This is a genomic window from Rhodococcus koreensis (assembly GCF_017068375.1).
GTDB lineage: Bacteria > Actinomycetota > Actinomycetes > Mycobacteriales > Mycobacteriaceae > Rhodococcus_F > Rhodococcus_F koreensis.
This window is the reverse complement of record NZ_CP070609.1, coordinates 894,718-920,107: the sequence shown is the minus strand read 5'-3', so window position 1 is coordinate 920,107 and position 25,390 is coordinate 894,718. Positions and strand designations below refer to the sequence as shown.

27 protein-coding genes and 1 pseudogene are annotated in these 25,390 nt (G+C 65.8%); 14 read left to right on the top strand and 14 right to left on the bottom strand.

All coding sequences use genetic code 11. The annotated features are described in order from the left end of the window. Positions 1 to 59: 59 nt before the first annotated feature. From JWS14_RS04145 to JWS14_RS04125, 5 genes are all read left to right on the top strand, one after another. On the top strand, positions 60 to 275 hold the full coding sequence (locus JWS14_RS04145) for a hypothetical protein (RefSeq protein WP_206012573.1): 216 nt from the start codon (positions 60 to 62) through the stop codon (positions 273 to 275). A gap of 1,044 nt (positions 276 to 1,319) precedes the next feature. Then, on the top strand, positions 1,320 to 1,460 hold the full coding sequence (locus JWS14_RS04140) for a hypothetical protein (RefSeq protein ID WP_179377668.1): 141 nt from the start codon (positions 1,320 to 1,322) through the stop codon (positions 1,458 to 1,460). A 99-nt stretch (positions 1,461 to 1,559) separates the two neighbouring features. Continuing rightward, on the top strand, positions 1,560 to 1,832 hold the full coding sequence (locus JWS14_RS04135; protein ID WP_206012572.1) for a hypothetical protein: 273 nt from the start codon (positions 1,560 to 1,562) through the stop codon (positions 1,830 to 1,832). A gap of 1,526 nt (positions 1,833 to 3,358) precedes the next feature. Next, positions 3,359 to 3,700: a hypothetical protein gene (locus JWS14_RS04130; protein WP_206012571.1), complete on the top strand. Its 342-nt coding sequence runs from the start codon at positions 3,359 to 3,361 to the stop codon at positions 3,698 to 3,700. Continuing rightward, positions 3,693 to 5,723, top strand: coding sequence for an ArnT family glycosyltransferase (locus tag JWS14_RS04125; protein WP_206015920.1), 2,031 nt, complete (start codon positions 3,693 to 3,695; stop codon positions 5,721 to 5,723). Before JWS14_RS04130 ends, JWS14_RS04125 begins: the two co-directional genes overlap by 8 nt. 154 nt (positions 5,724 to 5,877) lie before the next feature. Here JWS14_RS04125 and JWS14_RS04120 read toward each other — a convergent pair whose 3' ends face one another. Both JWS14_RS04120 and JWS14_RS49975 read right to left on the bottom strand, forming a co-directional pair. After that, positions 5,878 to 6,117 carry an MbtH family protein gene (locus JWS14_RS04120; protein ID WP_206015918.1) on the bottom strand — a complete coding sequence of 80 codons (240 nt, stop codon included), beginning with the start codon at positions 6,115 to 6,117 and terminating at the stop codon, positions 5,878 to 5,880. Between the two features lie 57 nt (positions 6,118 to 6,174). Further along, positions 6,175 to 6,714: pseudogene (locus JWS14_RS49975) on the bottom strand (SidA/IucD/PvdA family monooxygenase); the annotation flags it as partial. Here JWS14_RS49975 and JWS14_RS49970 point away from each other — a divergent pair. Then, complete coding sequence (locus tag JWS14_RS49970) at positions 6,655 to 7,047, top strand: TetR/AcrR family transcriptional regulator C-terminal domain-containing protein (protein ID WP_241031648.1); 393 nt, start codon at positions 6,655 to 6,657, stop codon at positions 7,045 to 7,047. The pseudogene JWS14_RS49975 and the gene JWS14_RS49970 overlap by 60 nt on opposite strands. 46 nt (positions 7,048 to 7,093) lie before the next feature. On the opposite strand, the gene JWS14_RS04110 is transcribed toward JWS14_RS49970, so the two are convergent. Continuing rightward, complete coding sequence (locus JWS14_RS04110) at positions 7,094 to 7,315, bottom strand: hypothetical protein (protein ID WP_241031265.1); 222 nt, start codon at positions 7,313 to 7,315, stop codon at positions 7,094 to 7,096. Positions 7,316 to 7,634: 319 nt separating this feature from the next. On the opposite strand from JWS14_RS04110, the gene JWS14_RS04105 reads away from it, so the two are divergent. The 4 genes from JWS14_RS04105 to JWS14_RS04090 all read left to right on the top strand — a co-directional run bounded on the left by JWS14_RS04105 (position 7,635) and on the right by JWS14_RS04090 (position 13,134). Then, positions 7,635 to 9,029, top strand: coding sequence for a protoporphyrinogen/coproporphyrinogen oxidase (locus JWS14_RS04105; RefSeq protein ID WP_095863766.1), 1,395 nt, complete (start codon positions 7,635 to 7,637; stop codon positions 9,027 to 9,029). Positions 9,030 to 9,074: 45 nt separating this feature from the next. Then, on the top strand, positions 9,075 to 9,968 hold the full coding sequence (gene dapA, locus JWS14_RS04100; RefSeq protein WP_095863767.1) for a 4-hydroxy-tetrahydrodipicolinate synthase: 894 nt from the start codon (positions 9,075 to 9,077) through the stop codon (positions 9,966 to 9,968). Between the two features lie 3 nt (positions 9,969 to 9,971). Beyond that, a complete protein-coding gene (locus JWS14_RS04095; RefSeq protein WP_095863768.1) occupies positions 9,972 to 11,465 on the top strand; it encodes an alanine/glycine:cation symporter family protein in 1,494 nt (497 codons plus the stop codon). A gap of 163 nt (positions 11,466 to 11,628) precedes the next feature. Then, positions 11,629 to 13,134, top strand: coding sequence for an aminobutyraldehyde dehydrogenase (locus JWS14_RS04090; protein WP_206012570.1), 1,506 nt, complete (start codon positions 11,629 to 11,631; stop codon positions 13,132 to 13,134). A gap of 1 nt (position 13,135) precedes the next feature. On the opposite strand, the gene JWS14_RS04085 is transcribed toward JWS14_RS04090, so the two are convergent. From JWS14_RS04085 to JWS14_RS04070, 4 genes are all read right to left on the bottom strand, one after another. Further along, positions 13,136 to 13,897: a class I SAM-dependent methyltransferase gene (locus JWS14_RS04085; protein ID WP_072941603.1), complete on the bottom strand. Its 762-nt coding sequence runs from the start codon at positions 13,895 to 13,897 to the stop codon at positions 13,136 to 13,138. 64 nt (positions 13,898 to 13,961) lie between these two features. Beyond that, entirely contained in the window at positions 13,962 to 14,402 is a 441-nt protein-coding gene (locus JWS14_RS04080) for a VOC family protein (protein WP_072941602.1), read from the bottom strand. 123 nt (positions 14,403 to 14,525) lie between these two features. Next, positions 14,526 to 14,921 (bottom strand): hypothetical protein, encoded by a 396-nt coding sequence (locus JWS14_RS04075; RefSeq protein ID WP_206012569.1) that lies wholly within the window; start codon positions 14,919 to 14,921, stop codon positions 14,526 to 14,528. Positions 14,922 to 15,597: 676 nt separating this feature from the next. Then, a complete protein-coding gene (locus JWS14_RS04070; RefSeq protein WP_095863772.1) occupies positions 15,598 to 16,176 on the bottom strand; it encodes a dihydrofolate reductase family protein in 579 nt (192 codons plus the stop codon). 409 nt (positions 16,177 to 16,585) lie between these two features. Between JWS14_RS04070 and JWS14_RS04065 the strand changes: the two genes are divergently transcribed. Continuing rightward, a complete protein-coding gene (locus tag JWS14_RS04065) occupies positions 16,586 to 17,113 on the top strand; it encodes an Rv2253 family sensor-like surface protein (RefSeq protein ID WP_095863773.1) in 528 nt (175 codons plus the stop codon). A gap of 41 nt (positions 17,114 to 17,154) precedes the next feature. Here JWS14_RS04065 and JWS14_RS04060 read toward each other — a convergent pair whose 3' ends face one another. Then, positions 17,155 to 17,625 (bottom strand): MTB12 C-terminal domain-containing protein, encoded by a 471-nt coding sequence (locus tag JWS14_RS04060; RefSeq protein WP_206012568.1) that lies wholly within the window; start codon positions 17,623 to 17,625, stop codon positions 17,155 to 17,157. 41 nt (positions 17,626 to 17,666) lie between these two features. Continuing rightward, on the bottom strand, positions 17,667 to 18,257 hold the full coding sequence (locus JWS14_RS04055) for a dihydrofolate reductase family protein (RefSeq protein WP_095864011.1): 591 nt from the start codon (positions 18,255 to 18,257) through the stop codon (positions 17,667 to 17,669). A 199-nt stretch (positions 18,258 to 18,456) separates the two neighbouring features. Between JWS14_RS04055 and JWS14_RS04050 the strand changes: the two genes are divergently transcribed. Continuing rightward, positions 18,457 to 19,083 carry a class I SAM-dependent methyltransferase gene (locus JWS14_RS04050; RefSeq protein ID WP_206012567.1) on the top strand — a complete coding sequence of 209 codons (627 nt, stop codon included), beginning with the start codon at positions 18,457 to 18,459 and terminating at the stop codon, positions 19,081 to 19,083. A 3-nt stretch (positions 19,084 to 19,086) separates the two neighbouring features. Here JWS14_RS04050 and JWS14_RS04045 read toward each other — a convergent pair whose 3' ends face one another. Next, entirely contained in the window at positions 19,087 to 21,624 is a 2,538-nt protein-coding gene (locus JWS14_RS04045) for a polynucleotide kinase-phosphatase (RefSeq protein ID WP_206012566.1), read from the bottom strand. Next, positions 21,617 to 23,053 (bottom strand): 3' terminal RNA ribose 2'-O-methyltransferase Hen1, encoded by a 1,437-nt coding sequence (locus JWS14_RS04040; RefSeq protein ID WP_206012565.1) that lies wholly within the window; start codon positions 23,051 to 23,053, stop codon positions 21,617 to 21,619. Before JWS14_RS04040 ends, JWS14_RS04045 begins: the two co-directional genes overlap by 8 nt. 235 nt (positions 23,054 to 23,288) lie before the next feature. On the opposite strand from JWS14_RS04040, the gene JWS14_RS51135 reads away from it, so the two are divergent. After that, entirely contained in the window at positions 23,289 to 23,414 is a 126-nt protein-coding gene (locus JWS14_RS51135; protein ID WP_259375783.1) for a hypothetical protein, read from the top strand. Positions 23,415 to 23,640: 226 nt separating this feature from the next. On the opposite strand, the gene JWS14_RS04030 is transcribed toward JWS14_RS51135, so the two are convergent. Continuing rightward, positions 23,641 to 23,847, bottom strand: coding sequence for a hypothetical protein (locus tag JWS14_RS04030; protein WP_072941917.1), 207 nt, complete (start codon positions 23,845 to 23,847; stop codon positions 23,641 to 23,643). Beyond that, positions 23,844 to 24,098: a hypothetical protein gene (locus tag JWS14_RS04025; protein WP_179377671.1), complete on the bottom strand. Its 255-nt coding sequence runs from the start codon at positions 24,096 to 24,098 to the stop codon at positions 23,844 to 23,846. The genes JWS14_RS04030 and JWS14_RS04025 overlap by 4 nt, the downstream gene beginning before the upstream one ends. A gap of 271 nt (positions 24,099 to 24,369) precedes the next feature. On the opposite strand from JWS14_RS04025, the gene JWS14_RS04020 reads away from it, so the two are divergent. Beyond that, positions 24,370 to 24,558, top strand: coding sequence for a ChaB family protein (locus JWS14_RS04020; protein ID WP_072941588.1), 189 nt, complete (start codon positions 24,370 to 24,372; stop codon positions 24,556 to 24,558). A 63-nt stretch (positions 24,559 to 24,621) separates the two neighbouring features. Here JWS14_RS04020 and JWS14_RS04015 read toward each other — a convergent pair whose 3' ends face one another. Further along, a complete protein-coding gene (locus JWS14_RS04015) occupies positions 24,622 to 25,347 on the bottom strand; it encodes a GntR family transcriptional regulator (RefSeq protein WP_179377672.1) in 726 nt (241 codons plus the stop codon). Positions 25,348 to 25,390 lie beyond the last annotated feature (43 nt).

Sequence of the window (25,390 nt, the reverse complement as noted above, 5' to 3'; positions counted from 1 at the left end):
GAGTCGTCGACTCAGGTGTATGCCTGACGGTCCGATCGTCGAGCGCGACGATCGCGACGGTGACAGGTGGTGAAGTCGGTGCCCGTCCGACCTGGCGACAACTCGACGACGATCTACGACACGACCCTGCCCTTTCCGACGAGGGAGCATTGCTCGGTTCGGTGCTGTGGCACGACGAGCACGTGGATGGGTCGGCGGCGAGCATGGTGTGGCACTTATCGCACTGGCGGATGGTGCAGACGTCGCGTGCGACGAGGGGGGAGCAGTGGAGCTGATCGTGCATCGGGGCCTCGACTTGCAGGGTTCGGGGGTTGTTCGACTCACACACTCCTCGCGAGATGTCCATCCGACGACGGTAGAACGACCGGTAGACATACCTATTTCGTGCCCGGGGGCTGTCCGTAGGGTGGGATCCGCACGCGGTGAAGGTCGTGGATGTGACCGGCGCACACGCTTCGACATCGTGTGGAGATGTCGGCCGTGGGGCCGGTTGTCGGTGTCGGCTCTGCGCTGTGACGGCGACTGTGACTGGCGGACAGAGGGTTTCATGTACGAGTCGGAAGCGGTCTGCCGAGTTCGGGTACGCCGATGGCCGGCGTATTGTCCGGGCGGCCCCGGTTGACTGTTGTGGCGTAGCCAAGCGCAGCCCCCGCCAACGATGTATATCAGCTGGCAGGGGCGCTACACGGACAACCTGCACGTAGTAACGAGCAGCGCATCAATGATGTTGGTGAGCCGGCGCATGGAAGTCCAGGGAATGTGATCCATGCCATTGCACTATTTTCGCACCTTCCGAATTACCGACCAGTAAGTGTTATTTCACGTCCTCGTACGCCATGCATGATCCGGTTGGAGTTGCTCAGTCGCGATCGGCGCGAGCTGCGACAGGGGTGTGCGACCGGACCTGATGTGTTGTACTTCGCCACCGCAGTGGCGGCGCACTTTGGTTATCGAGCAGTTGCGTGAGAACCCCGATCGGTCGAGACGGCCGATTACTCTGTGCTACAGCATGTTTGGATGCGATCGGAGCCGATCGGCAACCCCCGCGCGATCTGCGTCGGCGACGCGAAATACTTGGGCGACAGAGTGCAGACGCCGAATGTGTGACGTAAAACACAGCTGAATCTATGGTGGAAGCCTGGTGCTCGGGGATGTTCGGTTGCAACTCTTAGCCGAGACCCAAGCCTCCATACCCAAATACGGGTATGGGTGCAGGTATTTCGGCCAATGTGCAGGTGTCGAAGTCGGTCCAAGGTAGCTGGTACGCCACGTCATCGACGTGGCAACCGAGAATATCTGCACCTGAGAGAAGAGTTGTCATGGCACCGATCGTCGAGAATCCGGGTACCAATCTGCTGAATACATTGCGGGTCAGTGTGGTTGGCACTGTTCTGTACGCCGGGCTCATCATGGGCGTGGTCGTGGTGGCGGTGTGGAAGTTCCCGATGCCCGGCGTGTAGGCCCGCCGCGGCTCATGGCCCTGGGCCGGTGGCGGCGTTACGGCCGGTGATCAACGCGCGGTGCCTGTAACGGGCCCTGGTGGTGTGGAAGGAACGACAATGTTCGGGACGAACATCGGCGCGATGGTCGGTCTACTGATGGCTGCACTGGTGGTGGTTCCCGTCTCGTTCGGTGTGGCGGCACGAGCGGACGCGAAGGTCCGCCGTCTCTCGCAGTCCCGAGCCCCCGATCCGAACCCGAGGGGACCGGTCGCGGGCGTGGACGAGCGGTGCGATCAGTGCCGGCAGCTGGCAACGCGGGCGTGGCTGATCTGCGGCGGCGCCTCGCTGGTCGCAGTAGCGGTGGTGGGTGTCCTGATCTGTGTCGGCTGAGGTCGACGACGGGTGCAGGGAGTGTGCCGGTGTGCTTTTCGCGGGTGTCAGTCGGACCGGGCTGAGCTCGGAGCGTCGAGCCCACGGCTGGAGTATCGGCGGAAGCTGAAACCATCTCGGCCGCTGTGGCATACGCGTGACGTCGCCCCGAGATTCGGTGTGCAACCCAGGTGAGTCAAAGCGGTCCGGCCGGGGCCTCGCCGGGACGTGCGGTTCGGCGATGGTGTACCTGGGCAGTTGGCCTCGCTGATATCTCCTCGGACGTTTGCCGCGTGTGAAACTGTCGACCGGATTCACGGTTTCGGCAGGACTGGCGCTCACCAATCCCTGCTGGCCAGTAGAGGTTTGGCTGGCGCAGCAGTGGCTTGTCTACCTACTCCTTCGTGTTCCGGTGCGAGGAAATGGTAGATCCGCCGCCAGCCCCCATCGCCAAAGTGTGACCCACGACACATGACTTTCTCGGGCGGGCCGTACTTACGTGCCGACGGGGTTTGGCGCCGACAACCCGCACCTTGGATTCAGTCGATGCGCGTCAATCATGTTCTGTGCGTGGGCATCAGATCGTCGAGTTTGGCGCGGTCGATGGCCGGGCGGGTAGCGGCAACGGCGATGAAGCCGGCGGCGTGGAGAGCGACGGTGAAGCTGTCCGGTCGGGGCCGGCGGTCGGTGTCGGGCGCAGGGAGGCCCGCCCGTACGACGGTGCCGTCGTACGGGCGGGTGATCCCCCTACCGCACCAGGGGGTGGTGCGGTAGGGGAGTGCAGCACCGATCCCTCAAAAGGGGGCGCATGTTGCCTGTCTGCGGCTGCGCGGGGTGTGCTGCCTGCGTGTCTGCGAGTGAAGTTGTGGTGCGGACGTTGTGTCCGGCGGCCTCCTTCTGACGGTTCGACTGTGATCCGAGTGGTCTCAATTGTGGTGTGATCTGCGAGGTTGCGCATGGGTCGTTTGGCGTATGGCGGTACCTGTTTCTGCGGTTTGAGTGCTCCGGGCGAGACTTCGTCTCCTTCTAGGTATGCGATGGTGTCGAGTTCGCGACGGAGGCGTTGATGCGGTTCGGGGAGTTTCTGGAGGAGTGTTCGGTGTTGGTGGAGAGTTTCGTGATGACGACGGGAGTGGCGGTGTAGTCGGCGCCGGTAGCGGGGCTCGGTCGACTGACGCCCGTCGAATACGAGACAGTCCATCAGACCGCACATGCGGCCTGAAACTGCACACCCCGAGGGTCAACGGCGCTGGGGACACCCCCTGGCGTCAGGTCCAGCCAGGAAAGGGCTGTGCGAAAGGAACTCCACCGGCACGCGGTCATGTGCACCGACGGGGACCCGCGCCGGGCAGGGGTGCTTCCGATGTCGCCCGCGCTGAGCGCGCGGTGTTGATCTTGCGTCAGATCTCGAGAAGCTGCGGAAGATGATGACCGGCAGCTGTGCCGTCCCGGGCCGGTAGCCCGCAACGACTCTACGGCGGCGACGAGGCACAGTGGTCCCGATTCGACCCAATGACCGTGCTCGCCGGCCATGGGCCCTACACGGGGTGTCGGGCTGGTTCGAGGACACCACCACGGCCGGACGGGGCGGCGGCCGCGGTGGTGGCGCCGAGTCTCGGCCTCCGCAGGCCGATGCGGCCGCGGACGGGTACGGCGGGCGGGACCGTGCCTCGAACCCCGACAATCAGGGCGCCGCGGAGAATCTCTGCGCCGCCGCGAGCGCGCAGGCGATCACCTGCTCGGTGCACACCGTCAGTAGCGGGCACACCTGGCAGTTCGCCGCCGGCGCGTTCTCGGAGGCGCTGCCATGGATGGCCGAACGAATCGAGCCCGAGTTGCCAGCTACTTCACAGGGTGCTGACAGTTCCCGAGCAGCTGGGCATGGGTGAATGCGGTGTGACCACGACGACGGAAGCGCCCGAACAGTCGACTGACCCCGCAGAACCCGGCCGGATCGCAGGGTGGGAACGCGCCGGTCTGATTGTGCTGCTTGTCGGGACCGCGGTGATGTACCTGTGGAACATCACCGTCAACGGGATGGGTAACCAGTTCTACGCCGCGGCTGCGCAGGCCGGTTCGAGGAACTGGGAGGCGCTGCTGTTCGGTTCGCTCGACTCGGAGAATTTCATCACCGTCGACAAGCCCCCGCTGTCGCAGTGGGTGATGGGGCTTTCCGGCCGAATGTTCGGCTTCGGTAGTGCCAGCATGATGATCCCGCAGGCGCTGATGGCGGTCGGCGCGGTGGCGTTGCTGTATGCGGCGGTCGCCCGCATCGGTGGCCGCGCAGCCGGTCTACTCGCCGGTGTCGTCCTTGCGGTGACCCCAGTGGCGGCGTTGATGTTTCGGTTCAACAATCCCGACGCGGTGATGGTGCTGCTGATGACCGCGGCGGCCTACTGCACGGTGCGTGCTCTCGACCGCGCGAGCGCGAAGTGGATCGCCCTGGCGGGTGTCGCCCTGGGGTTTGCGTTCCTGTCGAAGATGCTCGAGGGCCTGATGGTGTTGCCGGCATTGGGGCTCGCGTACCTGATCGCAGCGCCGACGCCGCTGCGTACCCGGTTGGTGCACCTGATCGGGGCGGCGACCGCCCTCATCGTCTCCTCCGGGTGGTACGTCCTGCTCACCGTGCTCTGGCCGGCGTCCGGCCGCCCCTACCTGGCTGGGTCGACGGACAATAGCTTCATGAACCTGGTGCTGGGCTACAACGGGTTCGCCCGGGTCCTCGGCCGCAACCACCCCGGTGGGCAGGGGCCCGGACCCGGCCCGGGCGCGTCCGCGTTCGCGACGGGTCAGCTGCCCGACGCCGGCACTCCCGCGGCAGGACAATCTGCCCACGGCGGATTCGGCGGGCAGACGCAGGGGCTGCCCCGGCTGTTCACCGGTGAATTCGGGTTCGAGATCGCCTGGCTGCTGCCCGCAGCACTGCTCGCCGCCGTCCTGGTGATCGTGTCCCGGTGGCGGGCACCACGCACCGATCTCGTCCGGGCGGGCGGGATCGTGTTCGGCGGCTGGTTGATCGTCGACGGGCTGGTGCTCAGCTACATGCAGGGCACCATCCACCCCTACTACAGTCTCTCGGTTGCGCCGGCGATCGCCGGCATGGTGGCCATCGGTGGACACGAGATGTGGGTCCGGCGCGGGTCGTGGCTGGGCCGGGTGGGCCTGGCCTCGCTGGTGCTCACCGCCGTGGTCTGGGGCTGGTGGATCCTGGGCCGCAACAGCAGCTGGTTTCCGCAATTGCGGTGGGCGCTACTACTGCTAGCCGTGCTCGCTGCCCTCGCGATCGTGCTGTCCCGGGCTGCGCGCCCGGTCCGGTGGCTCTCGACAGCAGCGCTCATTGCCGGTGTGGTCGCCGCGCTCGGCGGCCCCACCGCGTATGCGATCGAGACGATCGGGCAGCCGCACCTCGGGGGCGGCCCCACCGTCGGGCCCGCGGCCACGTCTCAGCCCGGCGGTCGCGGCGGCGGGATGTTCGGTGAGAACGCGGACAATCCGGAACTCGATCGCCTGCTCGCGGCTACCGGCACCACATGGTCGGCGGCGATCGACCGCTCCTCGGCCGCCGCTGCCCTCGAACTTTCTACCGGCACAGCGGTCATTGCGGTCGGCGGGTTCACCGGAAGTGACCCGGCGCCGACGCTCGGACAGTTCATCGACGACATCACCGGCCACCGGGTGACCTACTACATCGTCGAGAACCGAGGCGACGACCACCAGCCCAACACCGCACCCAATACGGCACCCGGCGCCGGCACCACCCGGCCGAGCGCCGCGGGTGCCGGCGGGATCCCGGCGAACGCCGCGGGACGGGAAAACCGGCACTCCGAGATCGCGGACTGGGTGACGGCCCACTTCCAGCCGACCACCGTGGGGTCGGCCACCGTGTACGACCTCTCGGACTACACCGGATGAGCGGTGACGAAAGTCCCGCCCCGACCGGAAGGGACCGCTGAGGCCACCGTCCACCGGCAACCGGTGGAGAGGGGCGCCGGCAGCCGCTGCATGTCGACAGCGGCCTGAGCACCATCGACCTGTACGAGGGTGAATCCGCTCTGACTGCGACAGCTCAGCGCTGGGGCACAGGCACTGCAGCGACAGTGCCCATCATCTCGCGAAGACTGCGTGGACGCATATCGGTCCAGTTCTTCTCGACGTACGCTAGGCAAGCGGGGCGACTCGCCTCGCCGAACATGACATCCCAGCCCGCCGGGATCTGCGTGACGATCGGCCACAACGAGTGCTGATCCTCGGCGTTCGCCAGAACGTAGAAGCGGCCGTCTTCATCGTCGAACGGGTTCGTGCTCATCGTGTTGCGCTCCCTGCGAACGTTGTTGCCGGAGTCACCCGGCGGGATGTTTCGGTACTGGGGGTCGACCCGTACGCTGCAGCCCTCGCCACCTCGCCCGGTGACGACTGAGTCGAGGATTTCCCCTGCGCGCACCGCGACATTGGACAACAGTGACGAGGTGATTCCGTGTGTCTTTTCGGTACCGCCTTGCAGGTAGATTCCCGCGGTCACGGTTGCGGGTGTCGCGAGTCGGTAGTTGCGGGACACGATTTGCTCGGCGGTCTGCGTCGGTGCGAGCTCACCGAGCATGGGACGTAGTGGAGCCGGCTCAAACCCGGTCGCGAGCACAAGTGCGTCGCGCTCGAGTGTGTCGGTGGCCCCGCTGATGTGGTCGCGGACCACGACGTTGATACCGGTCGTGGTGTCGACGACCGAGTCGACACTCGATGCGCGGCGCATGAACAGCCGACGGCCGCCGCTGACTCGTTCGGCGTACTCGGCGCGATAGAGCTCGTCGATGAGCTCGATGTCGACGACGGAGTAGTTGGTACTGCGATGCCGTGCAAGAAGATCGGCCCGCACCTCGGCGGGTGCGCGGTGGAGTTCGTCGACAGCGCCCGACTGATCACGTCGACGGGCGCGCGAAGTCCGAGTCTCGATAACGCGATCGAGCAGATAGCGCTTCTGGAGGATGCGGGCTTTCGCGATACGGACGCCGCGCTGGCTCTGATCGCCATCTCGCGGTACACCATCGGTTCGGCGATCGAACAGCAGACGGCGCGTGACGGGGGTGAGATCGTCGTCGCCACCGATCGAACCGACGCGGCAGCGTCTCACTTCGTCGACATCGCACGGCGAGTCGTCGCCCTCGGCCAAGACCACGAGTTCGACACCGGCCTCGCGGCCCTCCTCCGTGGATTCGACCCCACATCGGGCTCGACGCACTGAGCATCACCAGATCAGCCTGCATCGCCGCACTCCGGCTTATCGAGTGCTATCCCGGTGGGGTGTCGAGCTGTTTCCATTCGTACGCCCATTGCCGCAGTCGCTTTCGGCGCAGCAGCGTGCGTGTGGGTGTGGTGGGGACAAGGAGGGTGCCGGCGGACAGTGCCCAGACTCCGCAGGCCGAGGTCGCCGCGAGGGCTTGATGTTCGAGCCGGATGTGGGTGGCCGTTCCGAATGCGGCGGCGAACGGGATCGTCAGCAGTATCAGCACGGCGGTGACCAGGATGATGACCGTCCGCCCCCTGCATGAGCCTCCGGCGGAGCCTTCCTGACCGGACGGTCAGCTCGCCACAGTCTTCGGAATCGCCGAAATTTCCGCGATTCGGGATTGCGTGATCTGTGATCACACTTTAGTCTTAGGTGGTCCGGGTATGACGGGCATCACCATCACACCCGATATGTGCGACTCGACCCGGCCTGGCTTTCAACGGCGCTACCGCAAGCCAGGACGGGCGTCCCGAAACAAGGATTCGCCAGCAACTCGCCGATGCCTCCGGTGGGGGACGCGGCGCTAGTCAAGGAGATACGAAGTGCGAGATGTAGTTGTTGTCGGCGCGGGCCTGGCCGGACTCTCGGCCGGTTGGCGGTTGCGTCATTGGGACACCCTTGTTCTGGAGTCCGACGAGCGCGTCGGTGGCCGTATTCGCTCCGAGCGTCGCGGGTCGTACTGGCTGAACTGGGGTGGCCACGTGTTCGCCGGCCCCGGATCGTCGACCGAAGCCCTGCTCAACGAGGCCGGCGTCATGTCGGTCGACATTCCCGGGTCGCTTCAGGCGCTCTCCATGAACGGGAAGTTCCTTAAAAAGGGACACATCGCCACCTACCCCTTCCGGATCCCGATGTCCCTGTCGGCGCGGATGGCGACCATGCGTGCCGGAATGAAGATCGTTGCGGGCGTCGGAAAATACACCGGAGTGGTGCGGACGCGTGCCGGTGAGTCCGGCGCAATGCGACAGCAGCGAATCTACAACTTCGCGAACGACGAGTCGTTCCTCGATTTCGTCGGAGACCTGCCGGAGGATGCGGCCGCCCTGTTCAAGACCACCGTCACCCGGTCGGCCGGAAACATGGACCAGATCTCAGCCGGTGCAGGCATCGGATACTTCAGCTTGGTGCTCGGATTCGGACAGGGTCTGAGCCGAGGCATCGTCGGCGGACCCTCCACCCTCACCGAAGCCCTCGCCGCGTCGTTGGGCGAGCGCGTTCAGTTGGGTGCAGAGGTGCAGGAGGTCGTCCACAAGAAGGAATCGGTCGTCGTCCGCTACCGCCAGGACGGCCGTGACCACGAGGTAGAGGCGCGAACCGTCGTTCTCGCCACGACCGCGGACGTGTCCCATCGTGTCGGTGTCGATCTACCGCAGGAGCTGCGTGAAGCGCTCGCGCAGGTCAAGTACGGACCCCACGTCAGCTCGGCGTTCCTCACCGACGAGAAGACGAAGCAGCCGTGGGACGACATCTACGCCATCGCTGCCCCTAAGCGTTCCTTCGCGATTGCCCTGAACCAGGCAAGCATCGTGCGCGGCAGCGAGTCCGTACGGCAGCCGGGCGGCAGCTTCATGACGTTCTCGCCGGCAGCCCTGGGTCAGGCACTGCTCGACAAGAGCGACGAAGAGGTCGTACAGACCCACCTTGCCGATCTCGAGCAGATCCTCGGGCCCGGATTCTCCGACACGGTCGTCGAGGCCAAGGCCGCGCGATGGAAGAATGCGTCGCCCTACAGCTTCCCGGGTCGCGCGAAGCTGCAGCCCACGCTGACTCGTGGAGCGGGTCGCGTCTTCCTGGCCGGCGACTATCTCGGAACGCTCTACACGGAAACATCGATCACCTCCGGGTTCTCCGCCGCACAAGAGGTGACCAGTGTGCTCGCCACACACCGTCAGACACTTCACAGCAGCCCCGTAGCTGCACAGGCCGCCAGCGCCTGATATTCCGCACACCCAACACCCGCCAACGATCCAGGAGTCACTTTTATGTCCAAGCAACTCAGCGGTGTCCTCACTGCATTGACCACCCCGTTCGACGCCGACGAGCAGATCGACGTGAACAAGCTCGAGGTCGTGGTGGACCGCTCGATCAAGGCGGGCGTCGACGGAGTCGTCGCCGCGGGATCGACCGGTGAGGTCGGGGCGCTGTCGTCGGACGAGCGCCTGCGGCTCGTCGACACGGTCATCGAACATGCCGATGGCCGGGTGCCCGTCATCGCTCAGACCGGTGCCACGACAACTGCCGAAGCCATCCGCCTTTCCCGCGCCGCCGAGAAGTCGGGCGCAGACGTGCTCATGCTGATCACCCCGTTCTACGAGCCGCTCTCGACCGAAGAGACGGTGGCGTACATCAAGGATGTCGCTTCGTCGGTGGAACTGCCGATCATGCTGTACAACATCCCCGCGGTCACCGGTGTGAACCTGGACCCCGCCACCGTTCGCTCGCTGGCCGAAGAGGTCGACAACATCCGCTACATCAAGGACTCGAGCGCGAACTGGGAACAGGCACTGCAGCTGATCCACCACCACAGTGACGTGATCGGTACGTTCATCGGCTGGGACTCCTACATCTACAGTGCTCTGGTCGAGGGTGCTGCCGGAGTCATGGCAGGTGCCGCAAACGTGGTTCCGGACGAGATCGTCGCAGTCAACCGGCTCATCGCCGACGGCGACCTGCACGGCGCGCTCGCCAAGTGGCGTGACCTGTACCCGGTGATCGATTCGATGATCTCCGTTCCGTTCATCTCCGCCGTCAAGGCGGGACTTGCCCTGCAGGGCGAGCCGGTCGGCGCTCCCCGGCGACCCACGGCCGAGCTCCCCGCCGAGCAGGTCGAGCGAATCGGACGAGCACTGAAGAAGCTCGCTGACCGGAACGGGTAAATCGTGCCGGAAATCGACTGGGCCGAGTTACTCACGACTCTGGCAGACGGAATCTGGGGACCGATGGCCTATGTCGTCCTGGGCCTGGGGTTGGCATACACCATCGCCATGAAAGGCATTCAGTTCCGACGCATTCCCGACATGATTCGCCAGCTGAGGGAGCACAGCGAGGGGGAGGGAGGCCTGTCCTCCTTCCAAGCGCTCGTGCTCGCTCTCGGGAGCCGCGTCGGTGTCGGAAGTATCGCGGGCGTCGCAACCGCGGTCGGCGGTGGTGGACCGGGCGCACTGCTGTGGATGGCCGTGACCGGTCTCGTCGGCTGTACCGTCGGGTACGCCGAGGCCACCCTCGCGCAGGTGTTCAAACGTCAGGTGGAGGACGAGGACCGGAAGAAGGCCGGCGAGGACATCGGCGGCATGCCGTACTACATCAAGTACGGCCTGAAGCTTCCGAAGGTCGCGGCGCTCATCGCGTTTCTCGGGCTGGTCGGCTACGGCTTCATGTTCCCCGGGTTCCAGGTCAGCACCATCGCTTCCAGTGCTCAGCTGGCGTTCGGCTTGCCGAGCTGGGTGCCTGCGGTCTTCGTCACCGCGCTGATCGCTTTGGTGATCTTCGGCGGCACGACGCGGATCGTCAAAGTCACCCAGACTCTCGTTCCGACTCTTGCAATCGGGTACCTCGTGCTGGCACTGGCCGTGATCTTCGCGAACCTCGAAAGCGTCCCCGACGCAATCAAGCTCATCGTGAACTCGGCATTCGGTATCGATCCCGTGCTGGGCGGTATCGCGGGCGCCGCAGTCGCGTGGGGTGTTCGCCGGGCGGTCTTCGCGTCGGCGAACGGCATCGGTGAGGCCACCTTCGCGGCCGCGGCGGCGCGGACCTCGCATCCCGGCAAGCAGGGCCTGGTCCAGACGTTCAGCATCTACATCGACGTCCTGCTGATCTGCATGGCAACGGGTTTGATGATGGTGGTGTCCGGCCAGTACAACGTCTCGGACGGCTCCGGCGGACATCTCGTCGAGAATCTTCCCGGCGTCGAGGCAGGGCCGAACTGGGTCCAGAAGTCCATCGACACACTGGCGCCGGGATGGGGTGCCGGCTTCATCGCCGTCGCCGTGTTCCTGTTCGGCTTCACCTGTCTGCTGCTGTACTACTACGTCGCGAACTCGAACCTCCTGTTCCTGCTGAACGGTCGAAAGGGACCGGTGCCCAAGCTGATTCTCAAGATCGGCACACTCACGATCGTCTTCGTGGGTTCCGTGGTGAACGCCGGAATCGTCTGGGCCATCGGCGATATCGGGCTCGGAATGATTGCCTGGATCAACCTCGCCTGCCTGGTCCTGCTGTTCCCCATGGTCTACAAGGTCTACCGCGACTTCGAGCAGCAGAAGAAGCGCGGACTCGACCCGACCTTCGACCCGAAGTCGCTCGGCATCGAAGGAGCCGACTTCTGGGAGGAAAGCAGCGCCACGACCGTTACAGCGGATCGCAAAGATTGAGCTCTTCGTTCGAGGACCGTGCACGGCGTCGATGTGACGCTGTGCGCGGTCCTTCGCGCGGAACCCGCGTGATGGGGGCGCGCTTCCTTCGCGAGTTCTTACCCGTCGGAACCACGCCGACGCGCCAGTTCGATTTTCATAGAACACCATGGAGGTTCGTCCGATGTCCATCCCCACTCATACTGGACACACGTCGGTCCGTCGACCCACCGACGGTTCACTGAAGGTCTCCGATGATCTCCCGCCGTTGCAGCATTACATCGGCGGAGAATTCGTCGACGGCGAGACCGACTCGTTCACGGACATCGTCGACCCCTCCACCGAAACCGTCATCACCCGAATCCCCGAAGGCACCGCCGCAGATGTCGACCGAGCCGTCGTCGCCGCGGTCGCCGCCAAGCCCGACTGGGCGCGGCTGGTCCCCAAACAACGCTCGGAAATACTGCACCGCATCGCAGACCGACTCGAGCAGAACTCCGAGATCCTCGCCCGCCTCGAATCTGCTAACACCGGCAAACCGTTCGAGGTCTCGAACGACGACGTCGCCGGCGCCATCGACACCTTCCGATTCATGGCAGGCGCACTGCGCGCCACCACCTCCCTCTCCGCGGGCGACTACGCCGAGCACCACCTCTCGCTCATCTTGCGTGAACCCCTCGGCGTCGTCGGCGTCGTCACTCCGTGGAACTACCCCCTGCTGATGGCCGCCTGGAAACTCGCACCGATCCTCGCCGCCGGGAACACCGTCGTCATCAAACCCTCCGAGCAGACCCCACTGACGACGCTCAAGTTCGCCGAACTCGTCGGTGACCTACTGCCTGCAGGTGTCCTGAACGTCGTCACCGGACTCGGTGCCTCGGTCGGAGCACGCCTCACCGAACATCCCGACCTCGACATGATCGCCCTCACCGGATCGGTCGGCAGCGGCAAAGCCGTCGCACGCGGCGCAGCGGAATCCCTCAAACGCGTTCACCTCGAGCTGGGCGGCAAGGCACCCGTGGTGATCTTCGCCGACGCAGACCTTGACGACGCCGCCGTTTCCCTGCGCGCGGCGAGCTACTGGAACTCCGGCCAGGAATGCGGCGCCGCCTGCCGCATCCTTGTCCACGAATCGGTCGCCGACGCCTTCGTCGACAAACTCGTCGCGCAGGTTGCCACTCTCGTCGTCGGCGAACCTGCCGTCGGCGACGTCGAAATCGGACCCCTCGTGTCGAAGGCGCATTACGACCGCGTCGCCGGATACCTCGAACGCGCTGCGCAGCAAGGAATCACCGCGGCCATCGGCGGAGCGCCACTGGACGGCCCCGGCTACTTCGTCGCACCGACCGTGCTCGTGGGTGTGCCCGACGGCGCCGAATGTGCACGCGAGGAAATCTTCGGCCCCGTCGTCACCGTTGAAACCTTCACCGATGAGGACGACGCCATCCGCCGCGCCAACGATGTCCCCTTCGGGCTGTCCGCATCGGTCTGGACCGAGAACGCCCGTCGTAGCCACGATGTCGCCGCACGCATCGACGCCGGAACCGTGTGGGTGAATTCCCATCTCGTCCTCGCGAACGAAGTCCCCTGGGGCGGGTTCAAAGGATCCGGCTACGGACGTGACCTGTCGGTCTACGCACACGACGAATACTCCCGCACCAAACACATCATGCACAACCACGGGCGCTGACCTACCGCCGATCCGCGCACGGAATCTTGGCGGGGGTCGATGCGACGAGCCAGGTCATATAGTGCTCGACCACGGTGCCTCCGAGTTCCCGGACAGCGGCGGCAGCGCGGTCGGCCTCCTCTGCGGTCCAGTCGCTGAACGTCGAGAACAGCCGGAACACCTGCCGGTCGTTCAGTTCGATGTTCCACCGGAACGTGCGGACCACGTCGACGGTGAACAGGCCCGAACGAATCAACTCCGCGGTGAGCGCTGAAACATCCTCCGGATCGCGTCCGGGGCGTGGTGGTGTGCCGCGGTCCTGCACGATCCGTGCGACCTGCTCCCGGAACGGGGTCCCGGCATCGGGGTCTCCGAAGACGTTCCGCCACACCAGGAACCTCCCCTCGTGGGTCAGCGCGCGGTGGACCTTCGGAAGAGCGACAGCGAGATCGATCCAGTGAATGGAAGTGGCCGCGATCGCGATATCGAAGCCATTCTCCGGAAGCTCGGCGTCCTCGACGCGTTCGACGATGACGGCCGCGTCCGGATATGCACGTCGAAGGTGTGCGGCGAGTTGAGGGCCGGGCTCCACCGCAGTGACGTTCAGGCCCGCGGCGAGCAGGGGACCGGTCGCCTGCCCGGTTCCCGCTCCGATGTCCAGGGCGCGGCGGCCGGGCTGGAGAACACCGAGACGGCGAAGACCGTCCCACAGGGCCGGCGGATACGGCGGCCGCGCCTCACCGTAGGTGTCGGCGTGCGCCTCGAAGTGCATCGGGTCGACCACGTTCGAAAGTCTATGCTCCTGTGCAGACCGGCCTGGTCACCGATCTCCTGTCGGCAACGTGCTGTCAGTTCAGCTCCTCGGCCAACGCGACGATGATCCCCGCGGGGCCGCGGACGTAGCAGAGCCGGTAGCTGTCCTGGTACTGCGCCATCTGTCCCACGAGTTCCGCGCCGTGGGCTCGCAGACCGGCGACAGTGTCGTCGATATCGTCGACGGCGAACATGATGCTCCGTAGACCCAGCGTGTTCCCCAGTGCGTTCTTCGGCTCGGCGCTGACCGCCGTCGGGTTGTGGAACTTCGTCAGCTCGAGCCGGCCGTGGCCGTCCGGGGTCCGCATCATCGTGATGTCGACTCGGACGCCGTCGAGCCCGTTGATGCGGTCCACCCAAGGTCCCTCGATCCGCGCCTCGCCCTCCCGCTCCATACCGAGTTCGACAAAGAACGCAATAGCAGCCTCGAGGTCGTCGACGACGACGCTCACGTGGTCCATCCGCTGAATCGCCATGTGGTTCTCCTTCGTGGTCGCGCGGCCTTTCGTGGCCGCCGGTGTGCCTGGGACGGAGTCGGCGCCACATTCTCGACATCCGTGTACAGAGTCCAGCAGACAAGTCCTGATCGGTGCGCGGTTTCAGGGCCGGCACTGCCAGTTCAGTTTCCCGTCGGTCACAGCGGGCGTCCATCCACCGCCGAACGGGATGAACCCGGGCAGGTAGGTGAACGCGGTCTCGCCTGCGGAATTGCCACCCGCGGGTGCGCCGCCCATTTCTTCGTCGAGCTCTCCCCAGGTGTCGAGTTCCATCTGCCGCTCCTCGACGAGGCGTTCGAGGTCGAACAGTTCGTAGGCCGGCAACAACGCCACCCAATTCTCGTGCGGAAATCCGTTGATCTGCTCGAAGAATGCCGTCAGCTCGTATGGCCACTCGACGCCGGTGGCGTCGACGGCCTGGGTGATCTGTGCCCGGTCCGCACCGGCGATCGGCGCGGGGTCAGGTGTGTGCGGATCCAGTGGGCGATCCGCGTCCACTGCTCGATGACCGCGTGGGCGGCGTCTTCCTGCAGGACAGCGGAACGATGAATCGTGCCGGCAGGGTCTGTGGCGGGTGAGGGCGCCGGCCGGGTCGGAACTGTGGTGAGCATCTGGGGGAGGTAGGAGTCGCCGACTTTCACCGTCGTCAGTGGCAACGGGTGCTCGGCGGGCGATAGCTGCAGCAAGACAGCCACGTCGCCCCGGTCGGCGTCCCGTCCTCGCGCGTGGACCCGGATGTGCCATGAACCGGGCGAGATGTCGTCCACCGTGGTCACTCCCGCGATGTCCTCGATGGAGGTCTCGGTCCCTGCAGGATGCGGGATCAGTGAGAGTGGGCCAGTCACCGCGAACGTGCCTTCCTCGATCGTCTCCCACTCGGTCATCGTGGTCGTCGGCGGTGTGGTCCGTACGCTGATGCCGACCTCCGCCGGGCCGTATGTCGCACCCGTGTAGACCACGACGAAGTCGGTCCCCAGGAAGATGAGACGTCCACACGAATCGGAGCTCAGGTCGCCGTTCTGGATCCCGGCGCCGCCCTCCAGAGTCTGACGAAGAGGACAGGAACCCCGAGATCGATCGTTCGGCGTGTGTCCATCCACGGATGATGTCATCCGGTATGCCGATCCGTCGAAGACGGAGCGGTAATTCTACTCGCGCATCGGGAATCGGTAGGTCAATGGAGCGTGGGTCGGTAGATGAGCTCCTGGATGTGACCGTCGAGCGTCCGGTTCTCGAGCAGTTCCAGGTCGAAGTCGGCCGCACCCTGGAAGATCGGGTCGTCACCGGTCTGACCGGTGATCACTGGGAAGAGCGTCACCTGCAGGCGGTCGACGAGTCCGGCGGCCAACAGCGCCCGGTTCATCGACAGGCTGCCGTGGGAGCGCAGCGGCACGTCGGACTCCTGCTTGAGCCGGGCGACGATGTCGACGGCGTCACCGCTCACGATGGTCGCGTCCGGCCAGTCGAGAGGTCCTTTCAACCTCGTCGACACCACCGTTGCAGGCAGACTCCTCATCCGCGTGACCCACGGGTCACGGACTTCGGACTCCTCGGTGCTCGATGCCAGCATTTGCGCAAATGCCCGATAGGTGTTGGCCCCGAAGACCATCCGCTGATCCGCCGCGTACAAGGAAAGGCGGTGGTCGAGCAACTCGGGACCCTGTTTGCCCCAGTAGCCTCCCCAGTCTCCGCCGCTGACGCCGCCGTAGCCGTCAAGGCTGGAAAAGACGTCGAAGGTGTAGGTCGCGGTCATGTCGTTCTCCTCGAGTCACGTTTGATCGATGTAGGTACTGACTGGGAATCAATGCAAAACTCATCGTCGCCGATGGGGCGCAGCGTTGCGCAGGGTTCCGTGAGGTGGCTCGCGGGTCGACAGCCGGGGGTCGCGCTGTGGCGGGCGGAGCGGATCGCCTCTGTCAGAGGGGCGAACTACTCGTACCATCGCGACGGGCAACAGGTCGCCACTCACTGCCGAGACCGGTGATCTGATCACGGTCCTGATCTGCGGAGTTCCGCGGATTGGCAGGCGTGCGGCGACCTGTTTCTCTGTGCAGAGCGGGCGACTCCAATCATTCTGGGGCTGCTTGGTCGCCGCGATCCCGGTTACCACCGCGGGACACATACACCCACCGCGCTGCCGACGCCTGTGATTCAATCGCGTCATGCGCAAGTCACTGCTGATAGTCGCGTTGATCGCGTCCTGGTCGGTTGCCGGGGCTGTGCCTGCGGGGGCGGCACCGACGCAGCCGTCCTGGTCGGGGGAGTATTCGCTGAAGCGCTTCGCCGCGACGAAGACCGGCACGAGTTTGGCCGCGCGGCAGTGGGAGCCCGACTTCTCCGATACGTACCGATTCGAGACGAGTTGCACGGACGACTCCTGCGTTGCGACCGTGACCGATGGACCCACGCCGGCCAATCCGACACTGCCGCTACCGCCGCGATACACCTGGGACGGGACCAGTTGGGTCCACACCTACGACTGGGAGTGGGACTGCTACCAGGGCGAGGGTGTGCCGAAGGTGTGGGCACCGGCGCACTCGGTTGCGTACTACACACCGCAGCCAGACGGGACGCTGACCGGTTCCTGGCGTACCGACATCGACAGCGGCCCGTGCGAAGGCTCGGTGCTCATGGACGTCGCCGCCTATCCCGTCCAGCCGCCACCCGGACCATTCGGCAGCAGTTCATAGGGCGCGGACGCACAGCGGCCGCGAACCGGCTGAGCCCTTGCCTAGCAGCCGGCCTGTGAGCATGCCCAGCTTCTGGCGATCTTCCATGCTCCGTCTTCGGCGACGAACGGAATCGGAGACCCTTCCGGCTGTGCCTGCCCTTGTAAGACGGGGTTGCCGAAGGCGAGTAAGGATCCGTCGCCACGGTCCACCACTAGGTGGAACTCGACCGTCATTCCCTCTTGAACGAACTTCTGGGCGAGCCGTGGATCGGCGTCATCGACGCCCTGAATCAGATTCACTCGGTCGGACAACGGGACGTCGTAGTCGAGGGCAGCGTTGTACAGAGCGGTCAGCTCGTCCGCCGTCGGGAGCAATCCCGGAATGTCGGGTGTGGCCGGCACGGATGACGTTGCTTCCACTCCCACCGAGGGGGGTGCTGACTCGCCGCCGTGGGAACCGCACGCAGCCATCAGCACCGACGTGGCGACGACGACGCCGGCGATCGGTATCGACTTGAACCGAAACGTCATCGACGAATCCTTCGTGGTGAGGAATGCAACTGTTCGTGCCACTATGACAGTTCGATGCTCGCTTCCGGCCCGTCGGACTCGTCGCGGGCGCACCGGTAGCGCTCATAGATCACGCGCGAGCCGAACGTCCTGGTCTCGACGAGGTCCAGCGGAACGTTTTCGGTGACCGGCGGCAGGAACGGCGTGCCGCCACCGACGACGATCGGATTGCGGAACATGCGCAGCTCGTCGACGAGACCGAGCTCGATTGCTGCCGCGGCCAGGCCGGCGCCGCCGATCGCGACGTCCTTGTCGGTCGCGTCGCGCGCCGCGGCGGCCTCCTCGGCCACCGACGCCTCGGCGAGCCGGGCGTTGCCGTGAACGCTGTCGAGCGTGCGGCTGAAGACGACCTTCGGGATAGTGCACCAGACGTCGGCGAACGCGGCGTGAAGCTCGTTGTCGCGCATCGACGGATCCGTGTCCCACGGCAGCATGGTCTCGTAAAGCCTGCGGCCGCACAGATAGCCGCCGAGCTCGCGTATCTGCGCGACGTGGAAACGAAACTGCTCCTCGTCGGGCACCGTCCACCCGAATCCGCCCTCCCGGTCGGCGATGAAGCCGTCCACCGAGACGCTCATCGAGTAGATCAGCATGGCAATGTCACCGTTGAGCTGGACATCCCGCTCTCCATCCTTCTGCACGCTGCTCTGCCACACACTGCGACCGATCGCGAGACGACAACGGATCGTCGTGGGCGGTCCACGCGATCGTACGGCGGTTGTCGACGCCAGGTGTCGACTCGCCCCGGGGAGGATCGGCACTCGCAGCACCCGATCGACGATCATTGACGGCATGGCGAACACGAGAATCCAGCCGGGCGACATCGTCCGAGAGTCGTACTCGGCCAGATCCCAGGAGTACACGGATCTCTTCGGCTCCATGACGTCGACGCACCCGTCCGATCGGGCCCTGGTGAGCAGCTGGGCCGCCGCCCTGACGGGTCCCGTGCTCGACGCCGGATGTGGTCCGGGGCAGTGGACCGACTTCTTGGCCGCGTGTGGAGCCGCTGTGAGCGGGATTGATCTCGTTCCCGAGTTCGTCGAACGTGCTCGCGCGCAATATCCGGACCTCTCCTTCGGCGTCGGCAGCTTCGAGACGTTGGACGTCGCGACAGAATCACTGGGTGGTGTGCTGTCCTGGTACTCGCTCATTCATCACGGTCCACAGGACATCGAAATTCCGCTCGCCGAGTTCGCGCGCGTGATCCGACCGGGCGGAGGGCTGCTGGTCGGCTTCTTCGAAGGAGCAACCGTCGAGACTTTCGACCATGCCGTGACCACTGCCCATCGTTGGCCGGTTGCCGAACTCGGCCGGCAATTGGCCCAGGCCGGCTTCGAGGTGATCGAGACACATACCCGAACCGGGAGCGGCTATAGGCCTCACGGCGCAATCACCGCACACCGGCAGAGTATCCGGTGACGGCTACAGCCTCGGGTCCACCGGCTCGGATTCGAGCGCCAGAACCGCGAACACCGTTTCGTGCACCCGCCACAGCGGGTCACCTTCGGTGAATCTGGTCAGCGCCTCGAGACCGAGCGCATGTTCGCGCAGAGCCATCGATCGTTTGCGACCGAGTGAGCGGTCGCGGAGAACGTCGAGGTTCTCGGTGTAATCGGGGCCGTAGATGATTCGCAGGTATTCCCGTCCCCGCACCTTGATGCCAGGCTGAATCCTTCTCTGTGCCAGTTCTGTGGGTGTGGGGCCGAGTGGCTTGACCACCATGCCCTCGCCGCCGGCATCGGTCAGTTGCGACCACCAGGTGGTCGCCGCATCCCGGGACTCGTCGGAGGTGAGATCGACGAACTGGTGCCCGGTCTCGGCGATGAGAGGATCGTCGAGTGTCGCCAGCTTCGCGAGGTGCCACGAGTGCGGTTCGGTGACCGCGGTTGCGCGGCCGTCACAGGCGAGGATGTGGAACGGTGCGAGCCGCACCCCGTCCAGGCCGGTCACCGGCCAGCAGTACCGCGCGTACGCGTCCCTGAAACGTCGGGCGTTGGCCGCGCGGGTCCGGGTGTGAGCCAACAGGTCTGCGACCTCCAATCCTCGCGCCGCGGCCCGTTCCAGTGCGGTGATCGCGTCCGGCAGCGCCGCACCCGCCGCGGCGCCGACCGATGCGTATTGGCTGCGGATCAGTTCTCCGGCCTTCGCCGACCACGGCAGCAGCTCGCAATCGAGCGCCAGCCACGACGACTCGAGGTCGTCCATCAGCGGCCTGCACGCGGTGCGGAGCCGGGCCACCAGTTCGCTCATCGTGGCCGGGTCGTCGAAGAACGGTCGGCCGGTGCGGGTGTAGACGATCCCCGAACTTCCATCGGTGACACCGAACCGCTCCGCCGCGGCTGCGGCGTCGCGGGCCAGCACGGCGATCGCCCGGGAACCCATGTGCTTTTCCTCGCACACGATCTCGGTGATCCCATTCGCCGCGAACTCGGCGAAGGCCTGCGCGGGGTGTTCCAGGTAGCCGTCGAGGTTCGAGGTGGCGGGTGGAGCCATGGTCGGCGGCAGGTACACCAGCCAGCGCGGGTCGACGGCGAACCGGCTCATGATCTCGAGAGCGGCGGCGGAGTTCTCCTCGCGCACCTTGATGCGTCCCTTGTTGTACCGGACGTCGATGTGCCGTGTTCCGCGCACGTCGTCGATGGACAACAGGGCCGGATCGCGCTGTGTCCGACGCCCTGGTGTGGCCGGCCCCGTCTCGAGTGGTCGCGCCGGTTCGAACCACACCTGCTCGGCCGGAACGGACACGATGTCCTTGCCGGGGTAGCGCAGGGCGGTCAGTCTGCCGCCGAAGACGACTCCGGTGTCGAGGCAGATGGTGTTGTTGATCCACTCGGTCTCGGGAACAGGCGTGTGGCCGTAGACGACGACGGCCCGTCCGCGGTACTCCTGGGCCCACGGGTAGCGCACCGGCAGCCCGTATTCGTCGGTCTCACCGGTGGTGTCGCCGTACAGGGCGAACGAACGCACCCGCGCCGATGCGCGGCCGTGGTAGGCCTCCTTCAGCCCGGCGTGCGCGACCACCAGATTGCCGCCGTCGAGTTCGTAGTGGCTGATCAGGCCGTCGATGAAGGCGTGCGCCGACTTACGGAAGTCGTCAGGTTCCGCGGCGAGCTGATCGAGCGACTCCTGCAGACCGTGCGAGGCGGCGACCTTCCGGCCGTGCAGCGCCCGGGCGAGCTTCTGTTCGTGATTGCCCGAGACGCACAGCGCCGTTCCGGCCGCCACCATACCCATCACCAGGCGCAGCACTCCCGCGGTGTCCGGTCCGCGATCGACCAGGTCGCCGACGAACACTGCGGTCCGCCCCTCGGGGTGGTGGGCGCCGGCGCCATCGGGCTGGAGCCGCCAGCCGAGTTCGCGCAGCAGCGTTTCCAGCTCGCTTCGGCAGCCGTGCACGTCGCCGATGATGTCGAACGGACCGGTCAGATCCCGTTTGTCGGTCCAGGCCTTCTCTGTCGACACCGACGCCGAGTCGATGGCGTCGACTCCGGTGAGCACGTGCACGCGCCGGAAGCCTTCGCGGCCGATCTTCGGCAGTGACCGCCGAAGGTCCTTGTGCTGCCGTCGGATCACGTGTGCACCGAAGTCGCGGTCCGGTCGGGTCGCGTTGCGCGCGATCGCGACGTCGTCGGGAACGTCGACCACGATTGCGTCGACCAGGACGTCGTGGGACTTGGCCAGATCGATCAATGCCTTGCGTGCTTCGCGCTGCACATTGGTGGCATCGACGACCGTGAGCAGACCACGCCGCAGCCGGGTCCCGGCGATGTAGAGTAGCACGCCGAAGGCGTCCGAGGTTGCGGCCTGGTCGTTTTCGTCGTCGGCGACCAGCCCCCGGCAGAAGTCGGACGACAGCACCTGGGTCGGTGCGAAATGCCGCGCGGCGAAGCTGGACTTGCCGCTGCCGGACACACCCACGAGAACCACCAGCGACAGTGCCGGCACAGAGATGTCAGGCATCGGAACCACCCGCCCGCGCGAAAACCGCCATCTGAGTCGGTGGACCGACCTCGGGGTCGTCCTCGCCGACCGGCCGGAAGTCGGCGGTGTATCCGTGGACCCGGCATACGTTGCTTGCCCACGAACGGAATTCGGCCCTGGACCACTCGAAGCGGTGGTCGCGGTGACGCATTCCCTCGAGTTCGGGGTAGCGCACGTTGTACTCGGAGTTGGGTGTCGTCACGATCACGTGCCCGGGCCGCGCGGTACCGAAGATCACCTGCTCGAGTGCGGTGAGCCGCGGCGGGTCGATGTGTTCGACGACCTCCATCAACACGGCCGCGTCGTAGCCGGCGAACCTGCTGTCGGTGTAGGTGAGGGCCGCCTGGAACAGTTGCAGACGCTCGCGGCGGCGCTCCGGCATCCGATCGAGCCGCAGCCGGCGTGCTGCGATCGTCAGCGCCCGGGTCGACACGTCCGCGGCGGCGATCTCGGTGAGGCGGGGATCGTCGAGCAGCGCGGAAACGAGTTGGCCGGAACCGCATCCGAGGTCGATGACAGTGCGGGCCTCGAGTTCGCCGAGCGCTCCGAGGACCGCCTCGCGCCGAAGCAGGTTCAGCGGCGGGGCGGCCGCCGTGTCCGCCTCGCACCCAATGCCCGCCGCGTCGCTGCCGGGCTCCTCGTCGACCGGTGGTTCCAACCGCTCCGCCACGTCGTCGCCGAGTTCGGCGAGCCGCTCGAACGCCGAGCGCGTCAGGGCGGACTGATGCCGCAGGTAGCGGCGGGTGATGAGGGTGCTCTCCGGGTGCTCCGCGAGCCAGGATCCACCGGCGCGGATCAGCTTGTCGACCTCGTCGGAGGCGACCCAATAGTGCTTGGCGTCGTCGAGCACCGGAAGCAGTACATACAGGTGATTCAGGGCGTCGGCGAGCCGGATGTCGCCGCGCAAGGTGAGCCGCACATAGCGGGAATCGCCCCATTCCGGAAACGCATCGTCGAGTGGCACGGGGCGCGCCTCGACGGTCCACCCCAGTGGCGTGAAGAGTTGTTCGGCCAGTTCCGGTCCACCGCGACACGGCAGTGCGGGCAGCGAAATCTCCAGCGGGATCGGCGTCGCGGCCAATTCCGGCTTGAGCGTGCACCGTCCGGCACGGGCAGTGCGGAAGACGTCCGCCAACGCCACCGACAGCAGCGATGACACGGCGTACGGCCGGTCGTTGACATACTGTCCCATCGCATAGTCGGCGGACCTGCCGGACGTGCGGGCGAGCCGGATCGCATCGACATCGAGCAACAGCGCCGCCGTGCAACGATTTTCGTTCGCCTCGGGATAGAACACGCGTGCGACACCGCAGGATTGGGTGAACTCCTGAACCCGATCGGGGTGCTTGTGCAGCAGGTACCCGAGATTGGTTGCCGGGCGCGCCGTCGTGGAAATCGTCAGGATCACCAGGCACAGTCTGCCGCAGGCAGGGTGCCCGCCGCACCCAGATTTCGGTCGGGCACCCGTCCGGACGGTACGGTGCTCGATTCGGTGGATACCTGGTTCGAGATCAACAGGGTGTCCGCACGCTCGAACGCAGTGTCGTCGCTTACCGTCCCGAAGGCACCCGGATCGTCGCTACAGCCGGCGACGCCGACAACACCGACGCGAGGGCAGGCGGCCGGCACAGCGGAACATCCCGTTGGCCCTCGACGAGTTGACCGCGATCGCCACCACCCCGCCCCTGACAGTGACGGCGCCGCTCATCCCGGCCGTGCCGCTGATGCCGTCCTGCGGAGCCGTCACCGATGGGAACGGGCAGAGCTGACCCGTGAGAAGGTGGCCCGGCTCGACCGAGCGCTCGAAGTGCGGTGGGCGAACTGCCGGGTAGCAGGGGCCTCACCCTGGATCGGCGGATCGGACCACTCCGGTTGACGGACTTCGGCAAGGACAGCGTCTGCGAGGTGGTCACCGTGGCATCGGCCGCCGGGGAACGGCGCCTGGACGGGTTCTACCCCGGTCACGGCAGCGCCTACTCCGACGAAGACCATCCGTCACATGCTGTCGAAGATGCGTTGTTCCGGGACGCCGGCGTTCTGTGCCGAGGTGACGGCGTCGAGGAGGTCGTCGGTGAGTTGCTCGAAGGTGGCGGTGCGGACCCGTTCCGGGGGTCGGTCGCTCGGGTGTGTGGTCAGGAAGCAGTGCAGCATCGCGCACGTGTCGCGCACGTGTTCGAGTGCCCGGCGTTGGTCGTCGTTCATCGCAGGTCCGATTGGCGGCCGACACTCGGCGTCGGCGCGTCGTGAGGTTCCCTGGGCGGGCTGGCGTGGTCGACCGCCCGTAGCAGGTCGTGGGTGAGTCGTCGGTAGGTGGAGAGCCATCGGTGGTCGACGGGTTCGTCGCGCAGATATGCAGTCAAGGTGGCGGTGTTCTCGCCGGTATCCAACCATCGGCGCAGGTCGGTAGTGCGATCCTGGACGTGCTGCAACAAAGTGTGTGGCGAAACGGGCATCGAGTCTCCTCTGGTCCGGAATTCCCTTCGGCGAGAATGAATTTCACGTGGCGGCGAGCTTCCCGAGTCATTGTTGCCTATGCAGGTGTCCGATGCTGGTGTTTCCCGGTCTGTGCCGCCACGGTCGGGAGTCGGGGTGACTCGTGACTGCCGATGGCTGATCAGTCGGTCGGCGTCGGAAAACTTGCCCAACTCCGGTTCCGTCGCGGTGGTACCGGGCGGACAATCGATGGGTACGAGACCAAGCCCATGACCGAGAAGGAGTGGAGCCGTGAACCGGACAGACCTCCCACAGACACTGCGGAGATCATCGAAGGAGGTGCAGGCCGCTTTCGCCACAGCGCATGAGACAGCCGTTCGGCGGTACGGCGAGGGCGAGGAGGCTCAACGTGCGGCATACGGCGAGCTCAAACAATCTTTCGAGCTCGTGACGGACCACTGGGTGCCCAAGCAGGACTGATGTCGCACCCGTGAGTACTTGTTAACCGCCGGACGTTGATAAGTACTCACGGGTGGATGGGCCTCAGACGACGGCAGACCAGATCTCGTCGACGGATCGATCGGACGCCTCGGTGCGAAGGGCCTGTGCGACGAGCAGGCGTCCGGTGTTCTCCAGGTGCCTACGCATCGCGGCCTCTGCCTCGTCGGAATCACCTGCGATGATCGCGTCGATGACGGGTGTGTGCTCGTCGTCGATGTCGGTGAGCGTTCTGGTCTTGTCGGCGGTGTTGGCCCCGAGTAGTCGGGTGGTCTCGCGCAATGTCTTGACGATCGCCCGGGCCCGGCTGTTGTCGGCGGCGTCGAGGATCATGTCGTGAAGCCCGAGGTCATGGTGGGCGAACTGGTGTTCGTCGCCGACAGCGGCCGCGTCCCGCATCAGGCGTTGCTGGCGGAGTAGTGCGTCCGACAGGGCGGGGTCGGATGCGGTCGCGGCCTTGCGGACGGCGGGAAGTTCCAGCGCCAATCGGACTGCGAAGATCTCGGCGATCTCCTTGGGCTGGGGGAGCAGAATGCGGAACCCCTGCCGAGCCTCGAACTTGATGAGTCCCACTTCTTCGAGACGGAGCAGCGCGTCGCGCACGGGGGTGCGGGAGATGCCCAGGCCCTCGGCGAGTTGGTAGACCGAATACTTCACTCCCGGCTTCATGCGGCCGTCGTCGATGGCGGCCCGCACGGCGGCGATGGCCTGCTCCATCCGTCGTCCTGCGAACGGGGTGAGCGGTTCGAGTTCGAGCGCTTCGTCTGCCACCCGATCACTGTAACAACACAGGACTGTTCGTAGCATGCTAGGA